This is a genomic window from Paenibacillus sp. FSL K6-1230 (assembly GCF_038002385.1).
In the GTDB taxonomy this organism is placed as follows: Bacteria; Bacillota; Bacilli; order Paenibacillales; family Paenibacillaceae; genus Paenibacillus; species Paenibacillus massiliensis.
In genome coordinates, this window is the sequence record NZ_JBBOCK010000001.1 from 5,466,186 (window position 1) to 5,482,906 (window position 16,721).

Below are 16,721 nucleotides of genomic sequence, written 5' to 3' on the forward strand. Positions count from 1 at the left end.
GCTTTTTCGAAATATGAATGTCTGTTCACCCATGCCAGCTAATTTAATACAGCAAACTGGTTATCAGCCAAAAAATGCTCCAGCCGCTGAGTCAATTGTGCCTTTCTGTCCTGATTCTCGGCGATCATCGCCAGGTAGAGCCGCCCTTTTCCTTTTCGTCCCGTGTCTGTGCCTCCATTCATACCGTTGTCAGGATTGGGCGCATCCCTCCCCCCTGTATTCACATATAACGTATTGGCCGACAGCGGCATCACGCCCTCTTCACGGCTGTCCGTGAACAGCAGCTTCGCCTGCTCCAGCTTATCCAGCAAAGCCTCGTACGATAGCGTCCCCTGGTGGGACAGCGTATAATTGGTCATGCTGCCAAGCAGCGAGCGCTCCGTCAGGAACACATCAAGGTGGTGCTTGATCAGGCTCATGGAACGCCGCGCATTGATCTCGACAATTTCTTCAAGGCTTCCGTCTCTGAGCGTCATGGAATCGACACACACATCCCCGAAGTAACCGTCCGCCCACAGCTGACTGCCAATCGCCTTCATGAACGAAAAATAACCCTTGTCCTCCAGCATCTCCATAAATCCTGCATCAGGCAGCAGCGACTCTCTGTAGGAAAAGCTTGAATTGGCCAGCAGCTGCACAGATACAATATCCACCTCACCTGCTTCGGACACAACAAATTGGCAGGAAAAATCCTGCTCCTTCTCCAGAAAAGGCTCCAATATGAAGCATACTCTCTTCCCCTTCCGCTCCTGCTGCCTCAGATACGCCACGATCCGTTCCAGCATTTGTAGTGAAGTAATATGCAGATTGCCCTTGCCGGATACGCCAAAATCATCCTTTACCAGAAAAGTGCCTTCCATTAGCAGCTTCCGCCCTTCCTGCTCCAATTCATCGGCACTCGTGACGATCTGGCCGGGATTGCTCAGTCCCAAGCGCTCTTTCAACCTGGAGGAGTAAGTCTTGGCGTTCACTTTGCGGACCGTCTCAAGAGACGGCTGATGAAGGCGGATACCCCACGCTTTTGCCGCTTCCTCCGTGTAAGGAAGGTAGGCAAACGGGGCTAGCAGGCCATCCTGCAAATCCGGCAACCCCGGCACACCGTCCTCCCGGCGCTGGCAGAGCAGCTCGAAGACGGAAGCAGATGAGCCTAGCACAACGGTTTCATCACGGGACAGATCATGCGCATTGACAGCAGGCCTGAAGCCAAATCCAGATATATACTGCCAGTGTACAGGGGACATGGCGTAACGGGTAAGCAGCACATCCTCCTGCCCACAGAAGCAGAACAGCAGCTCATCCATGGCGGCGACAATCGCCGCACCAGACCGATCCGGCAGAGTGGGCAGGGACGCTGTATCTGGATCTTTCCAATAAGCCTCCGCCTCAAACGTTCCCATAAATATGCGCTTCAGTGCAGGTACATCCGGTGTCATTCACTCTTCCCTCCCTAGAAATAAGAATGTAGCTCTTTCCCGCTCCAGTCATTGACTTGCGCTTGTATAGCCGCGCAGCGCGAACTGCCAGACCAGCCGCACAATCAGCAGGAGCCAAAGCGGGACCAATACAGCCCACAGCAGCAGGCTGCCATTCATCATGCCCAGTACAAACATGGGCGGAAAATTGCAGATGACGAATATGGGCAGTACAAACATGCCGATTCTCTGAATGAGCTTGCTGTATACCGACATCGGCACGGTATTCGTGTCGAACAGGCTGTTTGATAATTCCGTCACCCCGTTCGTACGGATGGTCCAGAAACCGAGCATTTGCGGTAACAGGAAGACCGAATAAGCGGTGAGCACACCGACTGCCAGCAGCAGGGAAAAGCCGCCAATCGCCTCCCAGGTGAACGGCAGCTGCAGGCGATGCCAGCCGATGCCTGCCATAATGCCACCTCCAACAACATTGGGGATGGTATAGCCCAGATTGAACTGTCGCAGGGTGACAATAAACTGCAGGGAGACCGGCTGGGTCATCAGCATATCCAGCGAGCCTGTGCGGATTTTGGTCGGCAGCCCGGTAAAATTGCTATAAAAAAGCCCGCTGTACAGGCCGCTCATAATCGTGAACACTCCGATATACAAGAGCACCGCATCCGGGGACCAGCCGTTGATGTCCGTGCCTGTCCGGTATGGGACTGAGGCATAGAGCAGCTTGATGAGCAGGTAAGCCGTCTCCACCAGAAATGCAGTAACAAAATTTATGCGATACTCCATCTGCGAGATGACAGAAAATTTGACGAAGCGCATGTACAACCTGACATAGCGGACACACGTCCGCAGCAGTTTTTTCATGTTATCCTCCCACCGCTACGAAGCGTCTGACACCCGCACGCCAGACAATCCCCGACAGAATCAGGAGTACGGCAATCCAGAAGGCCTGCAGGCCGATGCCTGCTGCTATGAGGGAGCCGCTCAGTTTACCTGTTACCGCATTGACGGGAAAAAACACCGTATAGGCAAACGGCAGCATGCTCAGTAGCTTTCCCACCGCCTCCCCAAAAATCGTCAACGGGAAGACAGTTCCGCTCGCAACGTAGATGACGAGGGACAGGGTATAGAACAGTCCCACGGATTCCGTAATCCAGAAAGCCATGCCACTAAGCGTATAATAGATGAGGAAGTTTAGCAGCAGTGCTCCGGGAAGGGTCAGCATATACAGCAAAAGATGAATGATTGAAAAGCTGCCGCCGCCCCACAGACTGAGCCCGACCAGCATACAGACAGCACCTGTCCAGATAACAGCGCTCTGCACAGCCTTGGCCCCGACAAACCGAAAAAGACGGTAGGCAAAATAGTGCACGGGCTGTACAAGAAATTTACCAAGCCCTCCCTCCTTGATATCCTCCGCAATCTCGTATTCAAAACCGGCTGCAATCAGCCTGCCGGTAACTGCTGCCATTACGGCGTACACAAGCATTTCCTCCAGGGTGTAGCCGAGCAACTGCCGTTCACCCGAAGAACCAAAGACAGCAAGCCAGAGAAAAATTTGCGTCATCAACGGCAAAATGAACGAAAACAGCTGCAGCCAATAGTTCGTCCTGTACTCCATCTCATTCTGCATGCCAAGTAAAAACACTTTGACATACTTGTTATGTTCAAGCGGATTATTTCGCATCGGCCCATCTGCCTTCGTTGTACAAATTTTCAATGCCTTCCTCCAGTGGGACATCCTCAATCGTAAAATCTGTAACAGGCAACGCATCAAGCACCTTTTTCGACCATCCGAGTGTGTCTTCCGCATCGACCTCAAAAACAACCTCCAGCTGGCTGCTTGATCGGACACTTCCCAGTCCCGCGAGCTGCTTCGGGGCTACGGGCTCGGTCAGTCTGACTTTAAGCAGCTTACGGGCCCCCAGCCGCTCGTTGATGCTCTTCAGATCTCCGTCATACACAAGGCTCCCGCCACTGATGATCATTACCCGTGAGCATAAATCCTCGATGTCCTTCATGTAATGACTGGTCAGCAGCACTGTTGTCCGGTGCTGTCGGTTATATGCCTTGAAGAATTCCCGAATCCTGCGCTGGGATACCATATCCAGACCGATGGTCGGCTCATCCAGCAAAATCACCTTCGGCCGATGCAACAGCGCGGCAATCAGCTCCATTTTCATGCGCTCTCCAAGCGACAGACGCCGCACCTGCACATGCAACTGCTCCTCTACACCAAGCAGTGTGACCAGCTCGTCCAGTGAAGAGCGGAATTCATGGTCGCCGATTTCGTAAATCAACTTATTCAGCGCAAAGGATTCGCTTGCAGGCAAATCCCACCACAGCTGGTTTTTTTGGCCCATGACGATGGAGAACTGCCGCTTGAATTCCTTCTGCCGTTTCCAGGGCGTAAATCCCAGTACGGAAGCTTCACCACTGCTCGGATGCAGAATACCTGACAGCATTTTCAGAGTTGTCGTTTTGCCCGCCCCGTTCGGCCCAAGAAAACCGACCATTTCACCTTCCCTGACGGAAAAGCTGATCTCCTTAACGGCTTCCTTGGCCAGCTTCTCCCTGTGGAACAGGTTTTGCAGCGATTTCCGCACACCCGGTTCTTTTTTGTAGTACGTAAATGTTTTTGACAATCGGTTCAGTGTAATAACCGGCAAAACGATTCCCTCCCTACTGTTGTCTAGCGTCTTCCACAAGCGGCAGGAGCTGTTCAAGCAGCCTGTATTGCTGGTCAACTAGCTCGTTCGCACGGCTGATCAGTGTCTGTACACGATGCCTGCCAAGCTGCAGGCCTGTCTTGTAAATTTGCAAATTCAGGCGGTGCCATCCGGCGTAGAGCTCTGTGGCCCCGTCGGCAATGAAACCCGCCCCAGCCCCCAGCGTATCCTGATGGAGCATGGCAAAATCGTGGAGATAATCCGCCAGAGTGAGCGCGGTGCCGATTCGCAGCTGATAATAAATCTCTGCACATTGGTACCGAAACTCCTGATCGTTCAGATCGGACAGCAGCTGAAAATCTGCTATAAAGGCGCGATAGGCTGCATCCCCTTTTCGGAACTGAGGCGCGTCGCTCCGACTTGATAGATAATCCCGAATATGCAGGGCGCACGCTTGGAATATCCTTGTCGGTGAAGGCTCGACTGGCGCTCCCGCCAGCCACGCATAATCCAGCACTCCGCCCAGCAGATCGTCAAGACGGGCTTCGCCCGTGTATTGAAATGCCCGGCCTGATGAGTCCAGCAGAAAGCTGTCCGATACATGGGCAGTCCGTGATTCTTCATCCAGGCTATGCAGCTCGATCACATGTCCGCGTGCACGGTTGATAACATAAATCTGGTGATACGTCAGGGCTGCGCTGGATACGTGCAGCATCGCGCTGTACCCATCAGGTAGAGCCTTCAACAGCTTGTGCGGATCGCGGTCCTGCGGGTCCCAGGCTTCAACCCGGAGGTCAGGACCTCCGGAAGCCGTGATTCTGCGCAGCTGGTTCCCGAAGGTTCCCGGGCCAAATGGACGCAGCTCACCCTCGTATTCCGCATTCATGCTGCCCGCTAGTAGAAACAAATCTGCCTCAGCAGTTGCAATACCTCGGCGTAGTAGCAACCCGCACAGGGAAGAATAAAGGCAATGCTTGCCTACCCGATCTATTCCAAACACAGATTGCCTGTGTGAAGCTATCCCGGCCTTATACATATTTGCTCAGCAGCTGTTCAATCTCACTTAGCGTGGACAGTTTGTCCAACAGCAGATCATCGTCATCGATTACAATGTTGAGCTCGTTCTCCAGCTCCACAATCAATTCAATGGCGGACAGTGAATTCAATCCCAAGCTCCGTAAATCCCGGTCCGCTTCCATTCCCGCCAGCTCGCCCTCAGACAGCTTCAGCACTCTTTCCAGCAAAGGCAGCACGATACTTACACCTGTCTCCATTCAGACTCCTCCATTCATTGGGTATGTTCAGACCTTCATATCTAAGCTAGAGCGCCCAAGCTAGACTATCTATTCCATGCCTTTCATGAGTTCATGGCTTGAACTTGCTGCCCAGCGGCGAACAACTGCTCCAGCCGGCGTGCGTAGTCCTCAGCCCCCTCCCAGCTGTCCGTGACGATCAGAGCAAAAATACGGTTGATGAATCCCTGTTTCAGATGGGCTGGAGAAAGGGTGCCGGCGGTATACACCATCACCCCTTCACGGTGCTCAGGCCCGTACAGCAGCCGATTCTCCCGGAGCAGTGCGCACAATGATTCATACGTCAGCGGCTCGTTAGAGACAACCCGGTAATAGCGGGACAAAAACTTACGTTCTCCAAGCACAGCGGATACAAACGAAATATAGGTCGATAGTGTAAACCTGCCGTTAATTTCGATGACCGGAAAGAGCAGGCCGTCCTCATCCACAAAACCGTCAATGGATGCTATCCCGAAATAACCGGCAGCACACAAGGAGGAACCGAGCTGTTCCGCATAGCTGAGGACCTGCTCCTCCAGCCCCTTCCCCAGCTCCGCAGGCATACGGGAGCCGGTATATACGGTTCCGGCAAGCTGCTGCACTTTTAGCGAGAACATGGTCACTTCGCCTTCAGGGCTAATATAAATCTGATAATTCAAATCCAGCTGTTTCCCATACCACCGTTCCACCAGCCAGCCACCTGCAAGTGAATTGCGACCGGCAAAGCGCTTCATTACATTAACAATGGTATTCAGCCGGGACAGGTCCTCAACAAGAAACATGCCTTTGCCGGAGGCTCCGTGCGGCTGCTTGATAATAAAACGAACGGGACCTGTCGCTGCTGCCGCAATGCGGTCGCACGCTTCCTGAATCTCCGTTTCATTCCTGCACACGGCACCTTCTGTCACCGGAAAGCCGAGATGCTCGGCTAGGCGGCGGCTGAAAATCTTGTCATTCACACGAGCACACAGCTCCGCATCCGCTCCGAGCAAGGTCAGGGAGCCACGTTCCGCAACCTCCTCCTCCTTCCACGTGACAGCATATGGCACCAGATAAGCGCCGCCTGCTTCCTCTGATGCGATTCGCAGCCGCTGCAGCAGCTCTTCATCGGCAAGCACCAGTTCAGTAATGGGCGTCAGCGGGTCAGAAGGCTCCGGCACCTCAATCCGAGGAATGTCGAATCCTATGTGCTGCAGCATTTTCAGAAAATGAGGCTGTGGCTGCTCTCTCAGCACGATAATATCCTGACTGCGACAAAGCAGCAGATTCATGTCCTCCATCCGGTTCACGACAATCTGCTCCGCCGGGTCAGCAACGGCCCGTGAACCGGGATGCCATATTTCCTCAGCGCCAATATTGAACAGCCACACGAATACATAACGATCGCGGTCTGTGGAGAGCGCCGTCAGCCAATTCACATCCAAAGCAAGATCCATCTTGTGCATCTCCTTTTAAAAGCTGCTCTACCAGTTCGGCTGCTGCTCAAATATATTTCAGTGAACCGGCTCCATGAAGATAAAGCACGCTGCATTTGGAGCATACAGGAGTCAGCCCCTTTTCGTTGATGATAGAGCGGGTCATTTCATATTTGTCGGATTCCCAGATTTCCTTCAGCGTGTTCTCCTGTAGGCTTCCGATTGTGAACTCGCTGAAAAACTTGCAGGGCATGACCTTTCCATCAGGCAAAATGTCTGTGCGTGAATTCAGGGCAAGACAGCGCGAGGAGCAGCGACTGACCAATTCCTCGCCATGAATGAATTTGTCGATCTCCTCGAAGTCGAGACCTGGCTGATAACGAACCCGGATATTCCATACGCGCTCATTGATACGACGGAGCTCCTGCATGAGGGGATCGATACGGTCCGGATTGATTTTGTACTTAAAGGCATGCCAACTGCTGATATTGTTTTCTTCAAGCTCGCGTAGCCAGGAGAAGTTGCGGGAAAAATAGTCGTCCATTTTGAGTGAGGTTTCTTTGGAGATATACCATGGGAATGTAAGCAGAACGAGATCCAGCTTCATGGTCTCGAACATTTCGAGGAATTCGAACATACGTCCGATCATGTTGTCATTAATGACTGCATGCACGGTTACTCTACCTTTATACAAGCCTTGATCACGAAGCTCGATCAGCCGCTGCATCTGTGCCATCGTTTTTTTGAAGGTGCCTTTGCCGCGGATCAGATCATGCTCGCGCTCGAAGCCTTCAACGGCGATCAGCAGCTCCAGATTGTCGGACAATTCCAGGATTCGATCGAGATGCTTGTCGATTAGCAGACCATTTGTGCAGAACGTCATCTCCCGTCGGTCCTCGGCCAGCACGTCCAAAATTTCATCAAAACGGCGGTGGAACATCGGTTCCCCACCCCACATATACAAACGGGATTTGACCTCCTGTGTCTCCTGTAAAATTTGTCTGAGCAACGCAGGGTCCAAATCCATATTCTGTTCTTCCTTGTCCATCTGATGGTGGTAGCCTTCCTCGTTCCATTCAAAGCAGTGAGTACAGCGGAGATTACAGCGGTTGGTCAGCTTGATGCCAATAGTATGGGGCATGTCCGTTCTGAAGGCTGGGTCCTTGACGGAGTTACGGTAGGAAACCGAAGCATTTTTCAAATTTCTTTTAATCAGCTTGAACGCCTTTTCGTCAATCAATACATGGCTTTTCGGCTGCATCGTTATGCACCTCGCTATCGATTTGATAGAGCTTTAGCGCGTCATGACGTCATATTGTCCCGATTTCCGTTGTCTCCGTCAATCCAGAGTGTTCCTTCATTTGCCGGATATAATCGCAGAAAGCATCAATGGAACTTAAGTATTCCAGTTCAAAATTGTCAAAGTCGACTTCCACGTCAAATTCATCTTCAATCTTCAGCATAAAATGCACCAGCTGCAGGGAGTCCAGACCTGCGTCATGAATAATATCCGAGGTGCCATCCAGCTTCCCGGGGAGTTCGTGGTCTTCCTTCACTTCACTAATCATGCGGATTACTTGGCTCTGCATTTCAATTCCTCCTCCTTTTCTTGGGCGGCCAGACGGCCGGAAAGCGAGGGGCGGGCGCAGGCGAGCTTCTCTGGATGATCCACCCGGCAAGTCGTATAACCCTTCTAATCCCATACATGGAATTATATACAATTATAAACCCTTTTAAAGGGCATTCGTCAATAGTGTAAATTGTAATAATTTACTTTCATCATCTTTACACTATAAAAATCAAAAAAACCGTTTCCGTTGGAATTCCGGGAAACGGCTGTCGCATACAATGCTTGGGATTTCAAATGCTGCCGACCTATACCATGGTCCCTTCCCCCATTCGCTTCCTGTAGCCCACGATCGGAATTACAGCGAGTAGAGACAGCAACGTACAGACCATGAACATTGTCGAATATGAGCTGATCTGCACAATCATGCCCATCGCGAACCCACCAAGCGCAAAGCCCAGATCATACGAGGACATGAAGATACCCATCATTACGTATCTCGACTCTGCAGGCAGCACAAAAGACAGATACGTTGTTAACGTCGGATACAGCAGCGCCAGTGCAAATCCACTGAATATAGCGGACACGTATACGAACGGTCCAAGCCACTCCAGCAGCACCAGCAGTTGGGTTCCCATCGCAGCAGAGAGCAACAGCCCGCCCATAAGCCAAGGGCTCCAGCTACCGTCTGACGGGATTTTTTTACGCAGCATGAACCTGCACAGGATGACCACCAGTCCTTGAACGGCCAAGAACAGACCGACACTTCCCGTGCCCGAAGATATCATATATAGGGGTAAAAATGTAGCTGTAGCTCCAAAGACACACGAAGCACAGAGCATAATCAGTGTACTCACCAGTAAGGGAATACTGCGCCAGAGCCCACTCAGAGAACGAAGCATATCCTTTAGCGTATATGATGCATTCTGTACCGTGCTTCGCGGCAAATCCAGATTATAGCCGAACAGCAGCGGCAGCGCTGCTAGTCCACATAGCAGGAATACATACCACATGTGGTTGGCCTGCTCCCAGATCTGAATAGCTAGCACAGGAACGATGAGCGATGGGACCATCGTGAACAGCGTGTACATCGACAAGCCCTGAGCACGATCCTTATCCTCCAGCTTTTCCATAATGCCTGCCTGCATGGTCATGGAAAAGAACGCTGTAGCTACACCCTGTAGCGCCCGAAGCCAGAGATAGCTCTCCGCCCCGGCGATCATGAACAACAGCAGCGTAATGGCGTGCAACAGCAATAGTCCCTTCATGACGCGAAGAGGACCATATTTCCCGAGCAGCTGTCCCGCGAAGGGCCGCAGCAGCATACAGGTGAACATATACGAGCCCATCATCAAGCCAATCTCGGCCTCACTGAGGCCAGCAGACTCACTGCGTAGCGGAAGAATGATCGTTAATGCCGAATTCGCTGCAAAAAATAGAAAAGCTAATATATAGAAGCGAATGAACGAGAAGGATAACGGATCTAATCTTACGGTGTTACTTGTGGATTGTGCCAAAGCCTAGTTCCCTACTTTCCAATACATTTATCCCGTTCGCCTAACTGATCAGCCTTAATTCCTAATGCGCGAAAAGCCCGTAAACATCAGACAAACTACAAAGGCCACGGTTGTAACTACTATACCAAATATGAAGCTTATAGCGCTCATAAATGTATCTTCACCGGGATAAGCAGGCGTCAGCGTAACGAGCCCATACATACACAGCAAGGCCAGCAACAAATAAAAACTTCCCCCAACCATCCCCATCTTAAGACGGTCACTCCGATCACCCTGCCACGCTTTGCCTAGAATAGACCACAAGTAGACACTAAGGAGAACCGCCAATAGCATGATTACTATATGTACATAGGGGATTAGGAAAAATGTAGTTATATAGAGTGCAAGCAACGTGCCGCCAAATAACACCGTATTGAGCATGAATAAGAATAGACCTCCTAGCCAATGGTTCCGATACCACTTAGCCGTGCTTAATTGCTGCACTATGACATGATTTTCAATTCGTAGAGCTCCTATGATGGATCTTCTGAACAAGATAAGCAGGATCATGCATAGCAGACCAATAGACAGCAGTATAGACATTTCCCTACTCCCTCCGTCTTTTATAGTATCGCGCATTTACCACATTCTACTAGTTACTTGCCGTTATCAATATGATAACGAAGGATGGGCACTCGATAAAGAGAAATTATCCTCTGGAGAATTTCTTGTTTTACAAAAAGAAAAAGGGGAAGAATGAGCTACTTCGCTTCATTCCTCCCTCCTTTATATCACCTGCGATACAATTCTCGACAGCCCTCTTAATTAGATAACGCATTACGCGGTGACCCTATTAAATCCAACCTGTACCTCACACCTAAGGAGCTGAAGTCACCTTCAATGATCCATGTAGAACTTAGGAATGCGGAAATAGCTTCTCATAAATGCTGATCTCGTGGTCTGGTCTCATGCCCACCTTCTCATAGAGGCGATATGCACCTGAAGGATTGGCGGCATCGACGCCAAGCGAAATATGTGGCTGCCCTGCCCGATAGGAACTCTCGAATACAGCATGCAGCAACAGCTGCGCTAGACCGCGTCCACGATACTGTCGCCGCACACCAATCTGCTCAATGAAGAGCATATCCTCACGCATCCGGCACAGGGCAAAGCCAGCCACGGTATTTGTCGAATCCCAAGCTACCATCCACCATTGCTCGTCGAATGTAGGAAGCTGCGTCTTCTCTTTCCATTTCTCGAAGGCAGGCACGGTGAAGTCCCAATGATCGGCAAACGATTCGATATAGGCCTCATAGACAGACTGCTCATCCTGCCCTTTCACAAAAGACTTGATCGTGAAGCCTTCCAGTGGAATGGCTGGGGGTGGTGCCTCGTTCCAACGTATTGCCATTCGCTTGAAATAGCGGACCGGAACGAAGCCCTTAGACTTCAGTAAATGGTTGGCATCCCCACATAAGGTGGGAATCATGCTTTGCAGCCGTTTCGTTATTCCAGAAGCTTCACGAAGCTCATCAGCACGTGCCTCCAGCGCAGAAATCAACGCAGAACCAACACCGTAGCCCCGTGCCGCGGGAAGCACGCACCCGTAGCTGAACAGCTTCTCTTCACTGTCCTCCTCCAAAAATGCGTAACCGATCAATGCGGAGTCTGCATCTGCCACGACCCACACATTATTGTTGAGATCGAAGCCAGACCACATGTCCAGAACATCATCTAGCACGATATCAGGTGCCCCCAGATCCTCCGTGTCACAGGCAGCTACAAGATCACAGACAGCCTGGGCGTCAGACATGACAGGGCGGCGAAGGTAGTAAGCTTTTTTCGTCATAGCAGTTATCTCCTTTCCTTCATGAAACATCCATTCTTGTTGTTGTAATTATACTCCACCTCGCTCCCTGTTTGGAGTGGTTATGGATACAGTAACAAGCCCTACCCGCTAGCTAGCCATAAAAATATTGAATTATGAATTGGGTTATATTACACTGAATGTCATATGTCTCCTTGAGGTATGAATTTATTGGTAATGGAAGGACAGTACGACGGCTTTGCTTCTATACTCGCTCTTCCCTTTGTCCAGATCCCGCTGTGGATTGCTGGCGCAGGCTTTCTTGCCTACCTGGGCTACGATTCTATCAAAAATGCTGATAAGAACATCACCCCGGCAGATGAACGAACGAATAAATCATTTTGGAGTACTTACCGGAATGGACTGCTGGTAGCCGTATCCCCGGGTAATCTGATTTTTTGGGTGTCCGTATTCGGTGCTGTCCTGACCGATTCCTATAGCGCAGGCAATAAAGGAAGCTTTGCCATCGCCGCCAGCGGTGTACTAAGCGGCATTCTCATTCATGACATCGGCTTGCTGACTATCGTGTCTGTCACGCGAAAAGTCATGAGCCGCAAAATGATTCAGATCGTTTCTATTATTGCAGGCATTCTTCTGCTGGGATTTGCGTTCTATTTTGTATACGAGTTCGTAATCGCCCTTCTACCCTATATTCAATAATGAGAACGGAACATAAGTCACACGTCGTTCTTATGGAGTCTTATGGAATACATATGGAGCGAAAATGTTATACATCAATTTCAAATGCATTCTACATAAAGATCATACGTCAAAAAGGAGCTCCCCGATCAGGAGCTCCTTGTTAATATATTTATAGCTGAGCCTGCACTCCAGACATCCCTCCGTGCACCTGTATGCTTGCATGTCAGGATGCCTGTTCCTGCTTGCGACCTACTATTAATCCATGTGCGAACCACCATTGATGTCAATCTCTTCGCCAGTAATATACGAGGATTCCTCAGAAGCCAGAAATGCGATAGCTGCGGCAATCTCCTCCGTCTCACCAGGACGTCCCATAGGGATGCCTGCAATAACACCATCAGCCACTTCTTTATCGAGCGACTTCCAGATATCCGTATTCACCAGACCAGGCGCAACGGAGTTAACGGTGATCCCGTCCGCTGCCACTTCACGCGCCAGATTCTTGGAGAAGCCCAATACAGCCGCCTTGGATGCAGAATAATGTGCACCTCCGAATACGCCCCCACCACGCTTCGCAGAGACTGAAGAGAGATTGACGATTCGACCATATCCCTGCTTCTTCATAGGCTCAAGTACAGCCTGCGTGCACAGGAACAGTCCGAACATGTTGACGTTAAATACCCGTGTCACATCCTCAAGGGTCATCTCTGCAACGGTTGCCTTTTGAGATATACCAGCATTGTTGACCAGAATATCTATTCTTCCATACGCCTCCAACACTTGTGCCACCATAGCCTTTGTAGACTCTTCACTGGTTACATTCAGTTCAACCCCGATTGCATCCCCGCCTGCTGCCTTAATAGCATCCACCGTCTCCTGAATACCTTCCTGATTGATATCAGCGATGCATAGCTTCGCTCCTTGCTTGGCCAGAGTCAGTGCAATCGTGCGTCCGATTCCTCTTTTGGAGCCACTTCCAGTTACAATAGCTACGCGATTGGTTAGTTCAAACATGGTTTAAACACTCCTTTGATCAATTTATATATAATTAGTTTCGTTTGAGCATGGTACGAGCTGTATTAACGATGTTCTCAATAGTAATTCCATTAAGCTCCAGCAGTTTTTCGTATGGTGCCGACTCCCCAAATTTATCCTGGATTCCGATTCTGCGAAGAACTGCTCCACCTTCCTCGGCTATTACCTCGCTGACAGCACTACCGAGGCCATTGAGAATGTTATGATCCTCAACGGTAATGATGTGCCCGGTGCTCAGACACTCCACGACAGCTTCCCGATCCAGCGGCTTCAGCGTATGCATATCGAGCAAGGTAACGAAGATTCCCTCCTGCTCCAATTGCTCGGCTGCTTGTATAGCCAGATAGACGGTATCACCATTGGCGATGATGGCAAGATCCTTGCCTTGCTTCAGCTTCTTGGCCTTACCGATCTGGAATTCCTCATTCTCGTCGTAGATCACAGGAATCGCATCACGAGTGAAACGGAGATAGACCGGGCCGTAATGCTCGGCAGCTTGAGCCACCAGCTTACGGGTAGAGTAATAATCGGAGCCCATAATAACCGTCATATTAGGAATGGTGCGGAGCACGCCCATATCCTCAATAGCCTGATGACTGCCTCCATCATTCGCAGGTGTCAGCCCTCCATGCGAGCATGCAATCTTCACATTCAGGTTAGGATAGCAGACTTCTTGGCGGATCTGTTCTGCCATACGAAGCGAGCCAAACACCGCATAGGTACTAATGAAGGGAATTTTGCCGGTAGTGGCGAGACCCGCAGACAGGCCAGCCGCATTCTGCTCGGCGATGCCCACATTAACATGTTGGTCCGGGAGCTGCTTGGCGAACTCCGTAGTCTTACAGGACTTACCGATATCAATATCCACGACGTAGATATTTTTATTGCTCTTACCCAGCTCCACAATTTCATGACCGAAGGCTTCACGAGTTGCAATTTTCTTCACTACTGCTGTATTCTCTTGTACACTCATTTTTTCAGACCTCCCGCAATTTCTTCTAGTGCCTGCAAATACTCTGCTTCCTTGGGCGCAACTCCGTGCCATCCACACACATCTTCCATGAACGATACACCCTTGCCCTTAATCGTATTGCACACGATGCAGATAGGCTTGTTCTTCAGCTCACGCACCTCATCCAACGTATCCACAATCTGCTGCATGTCATGACCGTCGATGCGTCTCGTTTCAAAGCCGAAGGCCTTGAACTTAAGCTCCAGATCCAGATTTGGCATAATTTCATCACATGTACCGTCAATCTGCAGATTGTTGTCGTCGACAAAGACGATCAGATTATCAAGCTGATACTTATTCGCGGTCTGAGCTGCCTCCCATATTTGTCCTTCCTGACATTCTCCATCGCCCAGGATGGCAAATACCCGATAGTCCTTGTTGTCCCGTTTGCCTGCTAAAGCCATGCCTACAGCACAGGACAGACCTTGACCGAGCGAGCCTGTTGAAATGTCAATGCCAGGGCACTTTTTCATATCAGGATGGCCTTGAAATGGAGAGCCGTATTGCCGGAGTGTATGAATGGTCTCCATCGGAACGTAACCTCGATGCGCCAGTGCAGCATATTGAATTGGACAAACATGTCCTTTGGAGAGTACAAAACGGTCACGATCTTCCCATTTCGGATTCTCTGGATCGATATTCATTTCTCTGAAATAAAGGGCTGTTACAAAATCAGCGGCAGACAGCGACCCGCCAGGATGTCCGGATTGTGCTTTATAAATCATCGTTAGAGCTGTCTGTCTAAGCTCAGCGGCTTTCTGTTCAAGCTCATGGACGCTGATATTTGTCATTTGGCTCACCTCAACATGAATTTTTAATCTCAATAGATGTTTGTTATCTTATAATCTTGTTAACTTGTATCCTAAGTTATTGTAAATAAAAAACGAGTATTTGTGAATGGCGTATATACCCGTTTTGTTAATAGTCTTCGTTGCGCAGCAGCTCTGTCATTTGCCAACCGGCTCCACTGGAGGGTTTCTATCCACGGTCATCGTCTTGCTTTTTCCAGATTGCTTTACAAGCAGCACGATAATGGTGACACTAATCAGCATACTAATCCCCAAGGTTACCATACCCAGATTATGCGAACCCGTCATGTCATTCATGAAGCCTACGAAATATGGACCGAAAAATCCACCAAGATTACCAATACTATTAATCAATGCGATGGCTCCCCCAGCGGCGACGCCTGTCAGAAATGATGGCGGGATGGCCCAGAATGGCGAGTAAGCACCAAAAGCTCCACAAAGACTGATGGTCAATAATACGAAAGCTCCGACCAGACTGAATTCTGCTACAAAGACACTGACAATCATAGCTACAGCACTTACAGTCAAGCAGCACGCCACATGGTATTTTCTCTCATTCGTTCTGTCCGAGTTCTTACCCACCAGATACATAACTACCATGGCACACAAGTACATTAATCCGAGCAGCCAGCCGATGCTCTGCAAGGTCAGCCCGGTCGTCTGCGTCAGACCTCTGGAAATGGTGGGCAGAAACATATTAATTCCATAGTAACCGAACATCCAGAAGAAATACCCCACTGCCAGAATCAGTACATCCCGATCACGCAATACTTCCATGAACGTGGGCTTCTTTACTTTTTGCTTTTCCAGAGCTTCCTTTTTAGTAACCTCAAGCAGCCAGTTCTTCTCACTGCTCGTCAGCCATGTTGCCTCCTCAATCCGGTCTGTAAGATAGAAGTAACACACAACCCCAAGAATCAATGCTGGAATCGCTTCCAAAATGAATAACCACTGCCACCCCGCAAGTCCCATCCAATCAATCTGCAGCAGGAAGGTCGAGATCGGAGAACCGATAGCGTTCGCTGCTGGAATTGCAATCATGAACCCTGCAATCGCCTTGGCATGGTGCTTAGTCTGATAGAAACCGCTCAAGTAATGCACCATACAAGGATAGAAGCTTGCTTCGGCTACACCCAGTAAGAAGCGAACAATGTAGAACTGGATTGGAGTCTGAATGAATGCCATAATAATCGCTATAATTCCCCATGAAATCATAATACGACTGATCCACCGTCTTGCGCCAATCTTCGCCATCATAGCACTGCCAGGTACCTCCAGCAGGAAATAGCCGAGGAAGAACACTCCTGCACCAAATCCGTATACCGCTTCGGAAAAGCCCAGATGCTCATTCATACTAAGAGCGGCAAACCCAATATTAACACGATCCAGAATGGATATTGTAAAACAAAGGAACAAGAAAGGAATAAGCCGTAAGGTAACTTTACGGACTGTAGATTTCTCCAGTTGCTGCAGATCCATATGAAATC

General features: G+C 50.0%; 17 protein-coding genes. 1 reads left to right on the plus strand and 16 read right to left on the minus strand.

The genetic code is table 11. The features are described 5' to 3' along the window. Positions 1-38: 38 nt before the first annotated feature. From MKX74_RS24185 to MKX74_RS24240, 12 genes are all read right to left on the minus strand, one after another. Entirely contained in the window at positions 39-1,433 is a 1,395-nt protein-coding gene (locus tag MKX74_RS24185) for a hypothetical protein (RefSeq protein WP_341180060.1), read from the minus strand. Between the two features lie 48 nt (positions 1,434-1,481). Then, positions 1,482-2,294 carry an ABC transporter permease gene (locus MKX74_RS24190; protein WP_341180061.1) on the minus strand — a complete coding sequence of 271 codons (813 nt, stop codon included), beginning with the start codon at positions 2,292-2,294 and terminating at the stop codon, positions 1,482-1,484. Between the two features lies 1 nt (position 2,295). Beyond that, on the minus strand, positions 2,296-3,150 hold the full coding sequence (locus tag MKX74_RS24195; protein WP_341180062.1) for an ABC transporter permease: 855 nt from the start codon (positions 3,148-3,150) through the stop codon (positions 2,296-2,298). Then, the gene (locus MKX74_RS24200; protein WP_028590183.1) at positions 3,107-4,099 is read right to left on the minus strand and encodes an ABC transporter ATP-binding protein; all 993 of its coding nucleotides are present in this window, start codon (positions 4,097-4,099) and stop codon (positions 3,107-3,109) included. Before MKX74_RS24200 ends, MKX74_RS24195 begins: the two co-directional genes overlap by 44 nt. A gap of 13 nt (positions 4,100-4,112) precedes the next feature. Beyond that, positions 4,113-5,099: a BtrH N-terminal domain-containing protein gene (locus MKX74_RS24205; RefSeq protein WP_341180063.1), complete on the minus strand. Its 987-nt coding sequence runs from the start codon at positions 5,097-5,099 to the stop codon at positions 4,113-4,115. A 28-nt stretch (positions 5,100-5,127) separates the two neighbouring features. Then, positions 5,128-5,373: an acyl carrier protein gene (locus MKX74_RS24210; RefSeq protein WP_341180064.1), complete on the minus strand. Its 246-nt coding sequence runs from the start codon at positions 5,371-5,373 to the stop codon at positions 5,128-5,130. 83 nt (positions 5,374-5,456) lie between these two features. Beyond that, complete coding sequence (locus MKX74_RS24215; RefSeq protein ID WP_341180065.1) at positions 5,457-6,827, minus strand: preATP grasp domain-containing protein; 1,371 nt, start codon at positions 6,825-6,827, stop codon at positions 5,457-5,459. A gap of 46 nt (positions 6,828-6,873) precedes the next feature. Then, a complete protein-coding gene (locus MKX74_RS24220) occupies positions 6,874-8,067 on the minus strand; it encodes a radical SAM/SPASM domain-containing protein (RefSeq protein ID WP_018887916.1) in 1,194 nt (397 codons plus the stop codon). A gap of 49 nt (positions 8,068-8,116) precedes the next feature. Further along, positions 8,117-8,395 (minus strand): phosphopantetheine-binding protein, encoded by a 279-nt coding sequence (locus MKX74_RS24225; protein WP_018887917.1) that lies wholly within the window; start codon positions 8,393-8,395, stop codon positions 8,117-8,119. A 286-nt stretch (positions 8,396-8,681) separates the two neighbouring features. Then, positions 8,682-9,890 (minus strand): staphylopine family metallophore export MFS transporter CntE, encoded by a 1,209-nt coding sequence (gene cntE / locus MKX74_RS24230; protein WP_341180066.1) that lies wholly within the window; start codon positions 9,888-9,890, stop codon positions 8,682-8,684. 54 nt (positions 9,891-9,944) lie between these two features. Beyond that, complete coding sequence (locus MKX74_RS24235; protein WP_341180067.1) at positions 9,945-10,472, minus strand: hypothetical protein; 528 nt, start codon at positions 10,470-10,472, stop codon at positions 9,945-9,947. Positions 10,473-10,785: 313 nt separating this feature from the next. Then, on the minus strand, positions 10,786-11,718 hold the full coding sequence (locus MKX74_RS24240; RefSeq protein ID WP_341180068.1) for a GNAT family N-acetyltransferase: 933 nt from the start codon (positions 11,716-11,718) through the stop codon (positions 10,786-10,788). Between the two features lie 180 nt (positions 11,719-11,898). Between MKX74_RS24240 and MKX74_RS24245 the strand changes: the two genes are divergently transcribed. Further along, entirely contained in the window at positions 11,899-12,396 is a 498-nt protein-coding gene (locus MKX74_RS24245) for a LysE family transporter (protein ID WP_445667291.1), read from the plus strand. 237 nt (positions 12,397-12,633) lie between these two features. Here MKX74_RS24245 and MKX74_RS24250 read toward each other — a convergent pair whose 3' ends face one another. From MKX74_RS24250 to MKX74_RS24265, 4 genes are all read right to left on the minus strand, one after another. Then, positions 12,634-13,392, minus strand: coding sequence for an SDR family NAD(P)-dependent oxidoreductase (locus MKX74_RS24250; protein ID WP_018887922.1), 759 nt, complete (start codon positions 13,390-13,392; stop codon positions 12,634-12,636). 34 nt (positions 13,393-13,426) lie between these two features. Continuing rightward, positions 13,427-14,386, minus strand: a complete 960-nt coding sequence (locus MKX74_RS24255; protein WP_341180069.1) for a transketolase family protein — start codon at positions 14,384-14,386, stop codon at positions 13,427-13,429. Then, positions 14,383-15,216, minus strand: coding sequence for a transketolase (locus tag MKX74_RS24260; RefSeq protein WP_018887924.1), 834 nt, complete (start codon positions 15,214-15,216; stop codon positions 14,383-14,385). Before MKX74_RS24260 ends, MKX74_RS24255 begins: the two co-directional genes overlap by 4 nt. 156 nt (positions 15,217-15,372) lie before the next feature. After that, a complete protein-coding gene (locus MKX74_RS24265; RefSeq protein ID WP_341180070.1) occupies positions 15,373-16,713 on the minus strand; it encodes an MFS transporter in 1,341 nt (446 codons plus the stop codon). Positions 16,714-16,721 lie beyond the last annotated feature (8 nt).